The 13,190-nt window shown below is 71.5% G+C and carries 7 protein-coding genes; 6 read left to right on the top strand and 1 reads right to left on the bottom strand.

What is annotated here, in order from left to right:
• Nucleotides 1–35 precede the first annotated feature (35 nt).
• Entirely contained in the window at nt 36–1,760 is a 1,725-nt protein-coding gene (locus tag OG538_RS06210; RefSeq protein WP_406090963.1) for a PucR family transcriptional regulator, read from the bottom strand.
• Between the two features lie 270 nt (nt 1,761–2,030).
• Between OG538_RS06210 and OG538_RS06205 the strand changes: the two genes are divergently transcribed.
• The 6 genes from OG538_RS06205 (at nt 2,031) to OG538_RS06180 (ending at nt 13,021) form a co-directional block, all read left to right on the top strand.
• The gene (locus OG538_RS06205) at nt 2,031–2,921 is read left to right on the top strand and encodes an FAD binding domain-containing protein (RefSeq protein ID WP_406090961.1); all 891 of its coding nucleotides are present in this window, start codon (nt 2,031–2,033) and stop codon (nt 2,919–2,921) included.
• Nucleotides 2,922–2,923: 2 nt separating this feature from the next.
• A complete protein-coding gene (locus OG538_RS06200; protein ID WP_406090959.1) occupies nt 2,924–3,517 on the top strand; it encodes a (2Fe-2S)-binding protein in 594 nt (197 codons plus the stop codon).
• Between the two features lie 338 nt (nt 3,518–3,855).
• Complete coding sequence (locus tag OG538_RS06195) at nt 3,856–6,240, top strand: xanthine dehydrogenase family protein molybdopterin-binding subunit (protein WP_406090957.1); 2,385 nt, start codon at nt 3,856–3,858, stop codon at nt 6,238–6,240.
• A 279-nt stretch (nt 6,241–6,519) separates the two neighbouring features.
• Nucleotides 6,520–7,977 carry an NCS2 family permease gene (locus tag OG538_RS06190; protein WP_406090955.1) on the top strand — a complete coding sequence of 486 codons (1,458 nt, stop codon included), beginning with the start codon at nt 6,520–6,522 and terminating at the stop codon, nt 7,975–7,977.
• 34 nt (nt 7,978–8,011) lie between these two features.
• Nucleotides 8,012–9,163 (top strand): XdhC family protein, encoded by a 1,152-nt coding sequence (locus tag OG538_RS06185; RefSeq protein ID WP_406090954.1) that lies wholly within the window; start codon nt 8,012–8,014, stop codon nt 9,161–9,163.
• Between the two features lie 105 nt (nt 9,164–9,268).
• Nucleotides 9,269–13,021, top strand: coding sequence for a S8 family peptidase (locus OG538_RS06180; RefSeq protein ID WP_406090952.1), 3,753 nt, complete (start codon nt 9,269–9,271; stop codon nt 13,019–13,021).
• The last annotated feature ends 169 nt before the right edge of the window (nt 13,022–13,190 follow it).

Genomic DNA, 13,190 nt, shown 5'->3' with positions numbered 1-13,190 from the left:
CCGGACCCTGTGCTAGCCGCCGTACCCCCCGGGAGTCAGCTCATACGCAGGGCGAGGAAGAAGTCGAGCTTGTCCTCGAGCCGCGAAAGGTCACGCCCCGTCAACTGCTCGATTCGCCCGATCCGGTAGCGCAGGGTGTTGACGTGGAGATGCAGCCGGGCCGCGCAGCGGGTCCATGAGCCGTCGCAGTCCAGGAACGCCTCCAGGGTCGGGATCAGCTCCGCGCGGTGGCGCCGGTCGTAGTCGCGCAGCGGGTCGAGCAGCCGTGCGGTGAACGCGCGACGCACGTCGTCGGGGACGAACGGCAACAGCAGCACGTGCGAGGCCAGTTCGTGGTGGCCGGCCGCGCAGACCCGCCCCGGCCGGGCCGCCGCCACCCGACGGGCGTGCCGGGCCTCCTCCAGGGCGCCCCGCAGCCCCTCCGGCGAATGCACCGACGCGCTGACACCCAGTGTCAGGCGGCCGTCGTCGGCGAGGCCGGCGGAAAGCGGGTCGCGCACCGCGGCGAGCAGGGCGTCGGCGTGCAGCGCCGGGTCGTTCTCCGCAGCCTCCCCGTCCGCGGCCTCGTCCGCTTCCGGCCTGGCGCCGGCGAGAGCGGGCAGCGGCACCAGTGCGATGGCCTCGTCACCCGTGTGGGCGACCGCGATCCGGTCCGCGGAATCCGGCCCGGTCACGGCCGGGTCGACCAGGATCTCCTCCAGCAGCGCCTGGGCGACCGGGCCGCCTGCGATCTTGGAACCCGCGCCGCCCGGCGCATCCGCCTCGTTCCACTCGACCCGGGCCACCACCACCTGCCAGTGCGGCGCGGTGCCGAGGCCGGGCAGCAGGACCGGGGCGGCCACCCGCAGCCTCGCGGCGATCTCGGCGGGAGGGGCGCCGGCCTGGACCAGCTCCAGGACCTCCTGGGCGAGTCTGCGGCGCACCGTGCGGGCCGCGTCACGCCGGTCGCGCTCGACCGCGATCAGCTGGGTGACGCCCTGGAGCAGGTCGAGCCGGGCCGCCGGCCAGTCGCTCGCGTCGGCCTCGACGGCCAGCAGCCAGTCGGAGAGCACCGACTCCCGCACATCCCGGGAGGCCGGCACGGCACCCCGGCCGTGGTTGCGGATCGGGAAGAGCGAATACGTCACCCCGCCGACGGTGGCCCGGTGCGGGGCCCGCCGCCCGGAGCGCACCGCTGCCAGATGCAGCCCGGCCAGCTCCGCGCCGGCCGGCTCGGGCAGCGGCGCACCCGCGCCCGCGATCTGCCGGCCCGTGGGCGAGAGTACCCAGGCGTGCAGGTCGAGATCGGAGCCGAGGAGGTCGAGGACCACCTCGGGGCCTCCGCCCGCCGGACCCGAGGTCATCAGCCGGCGGTGCCGGTCGACCACGGCGGCCAGGTCGCCCGCCCGCTCGCCGGACACCTGGCGGACCACATGCTCGGTGATCGTTGCGAACGCGACGGTCTCATGGACGGCGAAGAGCGGCAGCCGGTGGTGACGGCATGCCTCGACCAGATCGTCCGGGATGGCGCCGAGCTCCGCCTCGCCCGCCGCGAGCCCGGCGACCCCGGCCCCCGACAGGATCCGTACGAACGGCTCCGAGTCCTTCGCGTCCCGGTGCCAGGCCAGCCCGGTCAGCACCAGCTCGCCACCCGTGAGGTAGCGGCTGGGGTCCCGCAGGTCGGTGGTCATCACGCCGCGGACCGACCGGTCCAGCTCCTCGTCGCCGCCGAGCAGCCGCAGGCCCAGCGCGTCGGTCTCCAGCAGTGCGCGCAGCCGCATCTCGTCGCCGCCGATCTCTTTCGTTGGTGCGGGTGAAAACTGGGTATTGCGGTGAGGTCACCGAACCCCGCCATTCGTTCGAATCTACAAGACGAGCGTGGAGAGCAGCCAACACCTTCATGGTTTCGGTGACTGCACCAGGTGGAGCAGGGCTTGTGTACTGGGCCACACACCGCGTGAACAAGACATGAACAAGTCGAGGGCCGGCCGTCCCCAGCCCGACGAACGACATCCCGGCGAACAACCCGATTGAGAAGAAGAGAGCCACTCATGGACTTCCTTCGCCCCGCCAGCTGGGAGGAGGCGCTCGCCGCCAAGGCCGAGCACCCGACGGCTGTCCCGATCGCGGGCGGCACCGATGTGATGGTCGAGATCAACTTCGACCACCGGCGGCCCGAGTACCTCCTGGACCTGAACCGCATCGGTGACCTGTCCGAGTGGGAGGTGGGCCAGGAGAGCGTACGGCTCGGCGCCTCGGTGCCGTACAGCGCCATCATGGAGCACCTGCGGGCCGAGCTGCCCGGACTCGCGCTGGCCTCGCACACCGTGGCCTCGCCGCAGATCCGCAACCGCGGCGGTGTCGGCGGCAACCTGGGCACCGCGTCGCCCGCAGGCGACGCCCACCCGGCGCTGCTCGCCGCCGGGGCCGAGGTGGAGGCCGAGTCCGTCCGCGGAACCCGGCTGATCCCCATCGACGCCTTCTACACCGGCGTCAAGCGCAACGCCCTGGAGCCGGACGAGCTGATCCGCGCCGTGCACATCAGGAAGGCCGACGGGCCCCAGCAGTACTCCAAGGTCGGCACCCGCAACGCCATGGTCATCGCCGTCTGCGCCTTCGGCCTGGCCCTGCACCCGGAGACCCGCACGGTCCGCACCGGCATCGGATCCGCCGCCCCGACACCCGTACGGGCGAAGGAGGCCGAGGAGTTCCTGAACGCCGCGCTGGAGGAGGGCGGGTTCTGGGACAGCGGCGCGATCATCACGCCGTCCGTCGCCAAGCAGTTCGCCACGCTCGCCGCGGCCGCCTGCAACCCGATCGACGACGTGCGCGGTACCGCGAGCTATCGCCGGCACGCCGTAGGGATCATGGCCCGCCGGACCCTCGGCTGGACCTGGGAGTCGTACCGCGGCAACAGCCGCAGCACCGAAGGAGCCGCCTGATCATGCGCGTCAATTTCACGGTCAACGGCCGCCGTCACGAGGCCGACGACGTCTGGGAGGGCGAGTCCCTCCTGTACGTCCTGCGTGAGCGAATGGGCCTGCCCGGTTCCAAGAACGCCTGCGAGCAGGGCGAGTGCGGTTCCTGCACGGTCCGCCTGGACGGCGTCCCCGTCTGCTCCTGCCTGGTCGCCGCCGGCCAGGTCGAGGGCCGCGACGTCGTCACCGTCGAGGGCCTCGCCGACTTCGCCGCCCACCGCTCCGAGGCCCACCCCGGCACCGCTTGCGCCTCCGGTGCCTGCGGCACCTCGGTCGACAGGGCCCGGCGCTGGGAGGCCAAGCCGTCCGGCGAGGACACCCGCGACACCGGTGAGCTCTCCCCGATCCAGCAGGCGTTCATCGACGCCGGAGCCGTCCAGTGCGGCTTCTGCACCCCCGGACTGCTCGTTGCCGCCGACGAACTCCTGGAGCGCACCCCGGAGCCGTCCGACGCGGACATCCGCGAGGCGCTCTCGGGCAACCTCTGCCGCTGCACCGGCTACGAGAAGATCCTCGACGCGGTCCGCCTCGCGGCCGCCCGCGCGGAAGAGACGGTCTAGGGGTGTCCGGCGGCTCCTGGCCGCGACGCCTGGCACGGCACCTCGCGGCGTTGCCGGAACGACCGGACAACTCCGCCGCCGGGACGCTCCGGCGCCTTGCCACGCACCGCGCCGGACGCCGCGCCCTACTCGACCCTGATCCGCCGGACACCCCCCGGGTCCTGCCCGGAGTCCCGCCCCTGCGCCCCGATGCCCGGCACGCTCGCTCGCCGCACGTGGTCGCGGGACAGGCGACTGCGCCACATGACCCACGACCACGCACACCGATCGCACGCACCGACCGCCGCGTCGCCCGCGCTCCGCGCGGACGTCGTGGGACTCCAGACAGGATCTAGACGATGGGCGTTACCGGTTCCCCCACCAACATCAACCAGGGCACCCGCACCAAGGGCGGCATCGGCGAGTCCACGATGCGCCCCGACGGGATCCTGAAGGTCACCGGCGAGTTCGCGTACTCCTCGGACATGTGGCACGAGGACATGCTCTGGGGCCACACCCTGCGCTCCACCGTCGCGCACGCCGAGATCGTCTCGATCGACACCTCCGAGGCGCTCGCCACCTCCGGCGTGTACGCCGTGCTCACCTACGACGACCTGCCGACCGCGGTGAAGAACTACGGCCTGGAGATCCAGGACACCCCCGTCCTGGCCCATGGCCGGGTCCGCCACCACGGTGAGCCGGTGGCGCTCGTCGCCGCCGACCACCCGGAGACCGCCCGCCGCGCCGCCGCGAAGATCAGGATCGACTACCGCGAACTGCCGGTCGTCACCGACGAGGCCTCCGCGACCGCCGAGGGAGCCCCCCTCATCCACGAGGGCCGCGACGACCACCACATCGGGCACGTGCCGCACCCCAACATCGTCCACCGGCAGCCGATCGTCCGCGGTGACGCGGAGGCCGCGAAGGCCCGCGCCGATGTCGTGGTCAGCGGCGAGTACGTCTTCGGCATGCAGGACCAGGCCTTCCTCGGCCCCGAGTCCGGCCTGGCCGTACCCGCCGAGGACGGCGGCGTCGACCTGTACGTCGCCACCCAGTGGCTGCACTCCGACCTCCGTCAGATCGCACCCGTCCTCGGCCTGCCCGAGGACAAGGTCCGCATGACGCTCTCCGGCGTCGGCGGCGCGTTCGGCGGCCGTGAGGACATCTCGATGCAGATCCACGCCTGCCTGCTGGCACTGCGCACCGGCAAGCCGGTCAAGATGGTCTACAACCGCTTCGAGTCGTTCTTCGGGCATGTCCACCGTCACCCGGCCAAGCTCTGGTACGAGCACGGCGCGACCCGTGACGGCAAGCTGACGCACATGAAGTGCCGCATCGTGCTGGACGGCGGCGCCTACGCCTCCGCCTCCCCGGCCGTCGTCGGCAACGCCTCCTCGCTCGCCGTCGGCCCCTACGCCGTCGACGCCGTCGACATCGAGGCGATCGCCCTCTACACCAACAACCCGCCGTGCGGCGCGATGCGCGGCTTCGGCGCCGTCCAGGCCTGCTTCGCCTACGAGGCGCAAATGGACAAGGTCGCCGCCGAACTCGGCATGGATCCGGTTGAGTTCAGGCAGATCAACGCCATGGAGCAGGGCACCCTCCTGCCGACCGGCCAGCAGGTCGACTCACCCGCCCCGGTCGCCGAACTGCTGCGCCGGGTCAAGGCCAGGCCGCTGCCGCCCGAGCGCCAGTGGGAGAGCGCCGGCGAGCACCCGGACGTCCGCGCACTGCCCGGTGGGCTGTCCAACACCACGCACGGCGAAGGCGTCGTGCGGGGGATCGGCTACGCGGTCGGCCTGAAGAACGTGGGCTTCTCCGAAGGATTCGACGACTACTCCACCGCCCGCGTCCGCATGGAGGTCATCGGCGGCGAGCCCGTCGCGACCGTCCACACCGCCATGGCGGAGGTCGGACAGGGCGGCGTCACCGTGCACGCTCAGATCGCCCGTACCGAACTGGGCGTCTCCCAGGTCACGATCCACCCGGCCGACACCCGGGTCGGTTCGGCCGGCTCCACCTCCGCGTCCCGTCAGACCTATGTCACCGGCGGCGCCGTGAAGAACTCCTGCGAGGCCGTGCGCGAGCAGGTCCTGGAGATGGGCCGTCGCAAGTTCGGTACGTACCACCCCGCCTGGGCCACCGCCGAACTCCTCCTGGAAGGCGGCAAGGTCGTCACCGACGGCGGCGAGGTGCTGGCCGACCTGGCCGACGTGCTGGAGGACGAGGCGGTCGACATCGAGCTGGAGTGGCGCCACCGGCCCACCGAGGCGCTCGACCTGCGGACCGGACAGGGCAACGGACACGTCCAGTACTCCTTCGCCGCGCACCGCGCGGTCGTCGAGGTCGACACCGAGCTGGGCCTGGTCAAGGTCATCGAACTGGCCTGCGCCCAGGACGTCGGCAAGGCGCTCAACCCGCTCTCCGTCGTGGGCCAGATCCAGGGCGGCACCCTCCAGGGCATGGGTATCGCCGTCATGGAGGAGATCGTCGTCGACCCGAAGACCGCGAAGGTACGCAACCCGTCCTTCACGGACTATCTCCTGCCCACCATCCTCGACACCCCGACCATCCCGGTCGATGTGCTCGAACTCGCCGACGACCACGCCCCGTACGGGCTCCGTGGCGTCGGCGAGGCTCCCACCCTCTCGTCGACCCCGGCCGTCCTCGCGGCGATCAGGAACGCGACGGGACTCGAGCTCAACCGGACCCCGGTCCGCCCGGAGCACCTCACCGGCACCTGACCGGAGCTCCGCCACGGCGCTCCGGGCGGTGCGTGCCCGAAGGGAACGTCACACTTCCTCGGCCCGTACCGCCCGGAGGAACCAAGTTCCGCACCGCTCGCGGCCCTTGAGCCTCTCCATGGCATCTGCGGCACACCGCACCAGCGGTACGCCGTCCACCACGCATGAACAGTTCGTCTCGGGCCGTCCCCCGGGTCGTGCAGCCAGAGCATTCATCCCAAATCCCGCATCTCCATTCTCCATCGCGGGTGCCCCTGTGAACCTTGGGAGTCAGGCATCATGACCCAGCAGTCAGTGGAACCGAAGACCCTCGCCCAGGAGGCGGGCCCCGGCCCGCGTGTTCCCGCCGGCAGATCGTGGCTCGACAGGTACTTCCACATATCCGAACGCGGATCGACCGTCGTCACCGAGGTGCGCGGCGGTGTCACGACCTTCATGGCCATGGCGTACATCCTGCTGCTCAACCCGCTGATCCTCGGCGGCAAGGACGTCGACGGGAACCTCCTCAGCCAGCCGGGCCTGATCACCGCCACCGCGCTCGCGGCCGCGGCGACCACCCTGCTGATGGGCTTCGTCGGCAAGGTCCCGCTCGCGCTCGCCGCGGGACTCAGCGTCTCCGGCGTCCTGTCCTCGCAGGTGGCTCCGGAGATGACCTGGCCGCAGGCCATGGGCATGTGCGTGATGTACGGCCTGGTGATCTGCCTCCTGGTGGTCACCGGTCTGCGGGAGCTGATCATGAACGCGATCCCGCTCCCGCTCAAGCACGGCATCACCATGGGCATCGGGCTCTTCATCGCCCTGATCGGCCTCTACAAGGCCGGCTTCGTGGGCAAGGGCACCGCCACCCCTGTGACGCTCGGCGCGACCGGCGAACTCGCCGGCTGGCCCGTCCTCGTCTTCGCGGTGACCCTGCTGCTGATCTTCATGCTGCAGGCCCGCAACATCCCCGGCGCGATCCTCATCGGCATCGTGGTCGGTACGGTCGTCGCCGTCGTGATCAACAAGGTCGCCGACGTCGACCCGAAGATCTGGAGCAGCGGCCCGCCCGAGCTCAGCGGCTCCGCGGTCTCGTCACCCGACTTCTCCCTCTTCGGGGACGTGGAGTTCGGCGGCTGGGGCGACGTCGGCGCCATGACCGTCGGCTTCATCGTCTTCACCCTCGTACTGGCCGGCTTCTTCGACGCGATGGCCACCATCATCGGTGTCGGTACGGAGGCCGGACTGGCCGACGACAAGGGCCGTATGCCGGGCCTGTCCAAGGCGCTCTTCATCGACGGCGCGGGCGGTGCCATCGGCGGCGTCGCCGGCGGCTCCGGGCAGACGGTCTTCGTCGAGTCCGCGACCGGGGTCGGGGAGGGCGCCCGGACCGGGCTCGCCTCGGTCGTCACCGGCCTCTTCTTCGCCGCCTGCCTCTTCTTCACCCCGCTCACGGCGATCGTGCCGGCCGAGGTGGCGTCCGCGGCCCTGGTGGTCATCGGCGCCATGATGATGCAGAACGCCCGGCACGTGGACTGGAGCGACCGCTCCGTCGCCGTCCCGGTCTTCCTGACCGTGGTCCTGATGCCGTTCACGTACACCATCACCACCGGTGTGGCCGCGGGTGTCATCAGTTACGTCGCCATCAAGGCGGCCCAGGGCCGGGCCCGGGAGGTCAGTGCCTTCATGTGGGGGCTGACGGTCATCTTCGTCATCTACTTCGCCCTGCACCCGATCGAGAGCTGGCTGGGCGTCAGCTGACCCCGCCTCACCCCCATCCGCCAAGGAGACCGAGATGCTGGACATCGCCGAGGAACTCGACCGGTGGGCCGGGCAGGGACGCGACTTCGCCGTGGCCACCGTGGTCGCCGTCGGCGGCAGCGCGCCCCGGCAGCCGGGTGCCGCGCTGGCCGTCGACCGTGACGGCACGGCGATCGGCTCGGTCTCCGGCGGGTGTGTGGAGGGCGCGGTGTACGAGCTGTGCCGGCAGGCACTCGACGACGGGACGACCCTGCGGGAGCGGTTCGGCTACAGCGACGAGACCGCCTTCGCGGTCGGCCTGACCTGCGGTGGCGTCATCGACATCCTGGTGACACCGGTCCGGGCGGACGACCCCGCCCGGCCGGTGTTCGCCGGCGTGCTCGCCGCCGCCGCACGGGGGGAGGCGGCGGCGTTGGCCAGGATCACCGACGGGCCCGCCGAACTCCTCGGCCGGCCCCTGCTGGTCCGTCCCGACGGCAGCCACGAGGGCGGGCTCGGCGGACATCCGGAACTGGACCGCGTCGCGGTCGCGGAGACCCGGGCGATGCTGGACGCGGGCCGTACCGGCACCCTCACCATCGGTGCGGACGGCGGGCAGTGCGGTCAGCCGCTCACCCTGCTCGTCGAGTCCAGCGTCCCGCCGCCCCGGATGATCGTGTTCGGGGCCATAGACTTCGCCTCCGCACTGGTGCGGGCGGGGAAGTTCCTCGGCTACCACGTCACGGTCTGCGACGCCCGCCCCGTCTTCGCCACGAAGGCACGTTTCCCGGACGCCGACGAGCTGGTCGTCGACTGGCCGCACCGCTACCTGGCCACCACCGAGGTGGACGGCCGTTCCGTCCTGTGCGTCCTGACCCATGACCCGAAGTTCGATGTCCCGCTCCTGGAGGCGGCATTGAGGCTGCCGGTCGCCTATGTCGGCGCGATGGGCTCGCGCCGCACCCACCTGGAGCGCAACGACCGGCTGCGCGAGGTGGGCGTCACCGAACTGGAACTCGCCAGGCTGCACTCGCCGATCGGCCTCGACCTCGGCGCCCGTACGCCCGAGGAGACGGCCCTGTCGATCGCCGCCGAGATCGTCGCCGACCGGCGTGGCGGCACCGGTGTCCCACTGACCGGAGCCCACACCCCGATCCACCACGGCGGCGCCCCGGCGCCGGCCGGGCGCATCGATTCCGTGGCCTGATCCGCGCCCGCCGGCGCGGTCCGGGAACGGCGGTTCTCCGCCGCGGCGGTTTTCCGCCAGCGATGGCGCATGACGAACCGGTGCGTTTACCGGTAGATCAGCTGCATGACATCCACACCCTCCACCGCCGGCGACCGGGCGAGACCCGCTCGCGCGCGGCGCAGAGCCCTCCTCATAGCGACGTCCGTCGCCCTGGTGAGCGGCGCCCTGCTGCCCGTCACCGGCGCCGCCTCGGCGGCGACCGGTCCCGCTCCGGCCACCGGCCGGGGCGCTTCGGTCCACGAGTACGACATCACCCTGGTCACCGGTGACGTCGTCCACTACGCCGACGGCGCGGGCAAGCAGGACACCGTCACCGTCGACCGGCCCGACGGCGCGATCGGCGGGGTCCACGTCCAGCAGGCCGGGGACGATCTCTACGTCCTGCCCGACGAGGCCGGCAGCCTGATCGCCGCCGGCAAGCTGGACCGCCGTCTCTTCAACATCTCCGCGCTCGCGAAGATGGGCTACGACGACAAGAAGACCGGCGGCATCCCGCTGATCGCCACCTACCCGGCGAGCAAGGCCCGTTCGCTGCCCGTCGCCCCGCGCGGCAGCAAGTCCGTGCGGACCCTGGAGTCCATCCACGGCGCGGCGCTGACGGCCGGCAAGGGCACCGCGCGCGCCTTCTGGGACGACATCGCCCGCACCGCCACGGCCCGTTCGCTGGACAACGGCATCGCGAAGCTGTGGCTCGACGGACGCGTCGAGGCCGCGCTCAAGGACTCCGTGCCGCAGATCAACGCCCCGCAGGCCTGGGCCGAGGGCTATGACGGCAAGGGCATCAAGGTCGCCGTCCTGGACACCGGCATCGACACCGACCACCCGGACGTCAAGGACCGCATCCTGGAGACCAGGAGCTTCGTGCCGGGTGAGGAGGTCGACGACAAGAACGGCCACGGCACGCACGTGGCATCCACCATCGCGGGTTCGGGAGCCGCCTCCGGCGGCGTCAACAAGGGCGTCGCTCCGGCGGCCGGCCTGCTCGTCGGCAAGGTGCTGAGCAACGGGGGCTCGGGCGCCGACTCCGGCATCATCGAGGCGATGGAGTGGGCGAAGGCGGAGGGCGCCGACGTCGTCTCCATGAGCCTGGGCTCCAGCATCCCCGACGACGGCAGCGACCCGATGTCGCAGGCGGTCGACGCCCTGTCGGCCGACGGCGGCCCGCTGTACGTGATCGCCGCGGGCAACGCCTACGGCGCCGGCACCATCGGTTCGCCCGGCTCGGCGGACAAGGCGCTCACCATCGCCGCCGTCGACAAGCAGGACAACCGCGCGGACTTCTCCTCCATGGGTCCGCTGACACGCTCCTACGGCCTCAAGCCCGACCTCTCCGCACCGGGCGTCGACATCAACGCGGCCGCGTCGCAGTCGGTTCCCGGCATGGAGGGCATGTACCAGTCGATGTCCGGCACGTCGATGGCCACCCCGCACGTCGCGGGCGCCGCCGCCATCGTGAAGGAGCGTCACCCCGACTGGTCCGGCCAGCGCATCAAGGAAGCGCTGATGACCTCGTCCAAGGTGCTGCCCGCCTACACCCCGTACGAGCAGGGCACCGGCCGGCTCGACGTGAAGGCCGCGATCGACACGACGATCGAGGCCACGGGGTCGGTCGCGGTCGCGTCCTACGACTGGCCGCACAGCCCGTCCGATCCGGTAGCCGAGCGGACGATCACGTACCGCAACAGCGGCACGGAGGATGTCACGCTGGACCTGGCGACGGACAGCGACGTGGACGCGTACACGCTGTCGGCGAAGCAGCTGACCGTTCGGGCCGGTTCGACCGCCGAGGTCGTCCTCTCGCTCGACCCGTCGAAGGTCGCGAACAACACCACCTTCTCCGGACAGGTCATCGCGAAGGACGCCGCCGGCGCGATCGTCGCGCACACCGGGTTCGCGCTGAACAAGGAGCAGGAGCTCTACGACCTGACGCTGGAACTGCGTGACCGCTCGGGCAAGCCGATGGACGGCATCGTCGTCCTCGCCACGCTCGGCGACCCGAACCTGAGCCCCGTCCAGGTGTCCGGAAGCACCACACTGCGGCTGCCCCCGGGCAACTACACCGCCTGGTCCGCGGCGGACGTCAAGGGTGACACCGCCGACTCGAAGGCCCTCGCCTTCCTGGCGGTCCCCGAGATCATCCTCGACAAGCCCACCACCGCCACGCTCGACGCCTCCGAGGCCCACAAGGTCGCCGTGAGGACGCCGAAGGAGACGGAGACGCGTCAGCTGCGGTACGACATGGCGCGCACCGCACCCGACGGCACCGTCCAGCGTGACGCGTACCAGATCCCGCTGACCTACGACCAGCTGTGGGCGAGCCCGACCAAGAAGGTCACCACGGGCAGCTTCAGCTTCCTGACGCGCTGGCGCCAGGGCGAGAAGCAGATCGACCTGACCGCCGACGGCCGGGACGTCCCGGTGGCCGTGCAGGGCGGTTCGTCCGTCGCCGACGACAGCCGGAAGCAGCTTCCGAGCGTCTTCGCGGGCAACGGCGCCGCTGCCGACTACCAGGGCCTCGACGTCACGGGCAAGGCGGTGGTGATCCGCAGCAGTGACGCGGTGGCCCCCGCCGACCGTGCCGCGGCCGCGATCGCCGCAGGCGCGAAGGCCCTGTTCGTCGTCAACAGCGGTGACGGCGTCCTGATGGAGTCCTACGCCGACTGGGGCACCACGCTGCCCCTCCCGGTCGCTTCCGTCCAGCGCCTCGCCGGCGAGAGCCTCGTGAAGGCCGCCCAGCGCGGCAAGCCGGTGACCGTCGACCAGCGGAAGTACGCGAGCTATGTGTACGACCTGGTCGACCGCCACGACGGCACGATCCCGGACCGCTCGCTCGCCTTCGCCCCGTCCACCGGTCAGCTCGCGAAGGTGGAGAACACCTACTACGGCCACCGGGACGCCCTCGGCGCCGGCTACCGCTACGACATCCCCGACTACGGCTACGGCATCGGCTTCCCCGAGTACGAGAAGTACCCCGCCACCCGCACCGAGTGGGTCAACCCGCTGCCGGGCGAGTCGTTCTGGTACGAGGACCACTCGGTGCTCAACGAGACCGGCTCGGACACCTCGCTGGAGGAGCGCAGCGCCGATCTGGACTACACGGCGGGCCGCACCTACCCCGCCGACTGGTTCGCGCCGGTCGCCCGCCCGCGCCTGGGCACCGGTTACTGGGGTCCGTTCCGCACCACGTACGGCGACATGCAGTACAACATCACGCCGTGGACGGACGGGGGCGCCGGTCACTCGGGCGCCATGCCGGACAAGGAGTACGACACCGGAACGGCGGCGGTGTACCAGGGCGACACGCTGCTCGACGAGTCGCCGGGCCGCGCCGGGTACGTCGGGAACCTCGCTTCCGAGGAACTGCCCTACCGTCTGGTGCTCGACGCCGCGCGCGACGCGGACGTCTGGAAGACGTCCGTCCGCACGCACACGGAGTGGGCGTTCGTCTCGGGCGCGCTCGACCCCGAGGGCCCGTACCAGGCCGACATCCCGCTCCTGCAGCTGGACTACGACGTCCACACGGACCTGGCGGGCGACGTGAAGGCCGGCGGATGGACCGAGATCGGTCTGTCGTCGACCACGCAGGAGTGGCTGGAGGGTGCCGTGAAGGCGACCGAGGCCTCGCTGTCGGTCAGCTACGACGACGGGAAGTCCTGGAGCGCGGTGCAGCTCAAGAAGGACTCGGCCGGTTCCTGGACCGCCCGGTTCAAGACCCCGAAGAAGGGTGCCGCGGCCGTTTCGCTCAAGGCGCACGCCGAGGCCGGCCACGGTCTCGCGGTGGACCAGGAGATCATCCGGGCCTTCGGCCTGAAGTGACCTTCTGAGAGCTTCGCCCAAGGCGGCCACGCACCCCGTTCGCGGGGTGCGTGGCCGCCTTGGGGACACCGGCCTGTTCGCCGCCCCTCCCGGGCGGAGGCCGCCCCCGGAGCAGCACGCCCTCTCCGCCGCCCGGGGATCCGCCCGGCCGCTTCGGTGACCCGCACAC

It is taken from the genome of Streptomyces sp. NBC_01013 (assembly GCF_045162765.1).
Lineage (GTDB): Bacteria > Actinomycetota > Actinomycetes > Streptomycetales > Streptomycetaceae > Streptomyces.
Note: the sequence above shows the minus strand (reverse complement) of the source record. Positions and strands in the feature narration are given on the sequence as shown.

What these genes read in the sequence shown, in the direction of transcription:
- OG538_RS06180 (WP_406090952.1), top strand. Translation starts at nt 9,269, where the DNA reads ATGACATCCACACCCTCCACCGCCGGCGACCGGGCGAGACCCGCTCGC.
- OG538_RS06195 (WP_406090957.1), top strand. Translation starts at nt 3,856, where the DNA reads ATGGGCGTTACCGGTTCCCCCACCAACATCAACCAGGGCACCCGCACC.
- OG538_RS06190 (WP_406090955.1), top strand. Translation starts at nt 6,520, where the DNA reads ATGACCCAGCAGTCAGTGGAACCGAAGACCCTCGCCCAGGAGGCGGGC.
- OG538_RS06185 (WP_406090954.1), top strand. Translation starts at nt 8,012, where the DNA reads ATGCTGGACATCGCCGAGGAACTCGACCGGTGGGCCGGGCAGGGACGC.
- OG538_RS06210 (WP_406090963.1), bottom strand. Translation starts at nt 1,760, where the DNA reads ATGCGGCTGCGCGCACTGCTGGAGACCGACGCGCTGGGCCTGCGGCTG.
- OG538_RS06205 (WP_406090961.1), top strand. Translation starts at nt 2,031, where the DNA reads ATGGACTTCCTTCGCCCCGCCAGCTGGGAGGAGGCGCTCGCCGCCAAG.
- OG538_RS06200 (WP_406090959.1), top strand. Translation starts at nt 2,924, where the DNA reads ATGCGCGTCAATTTCACGGTCAACGGCCGCCGTCACGAGGCCGACGAC.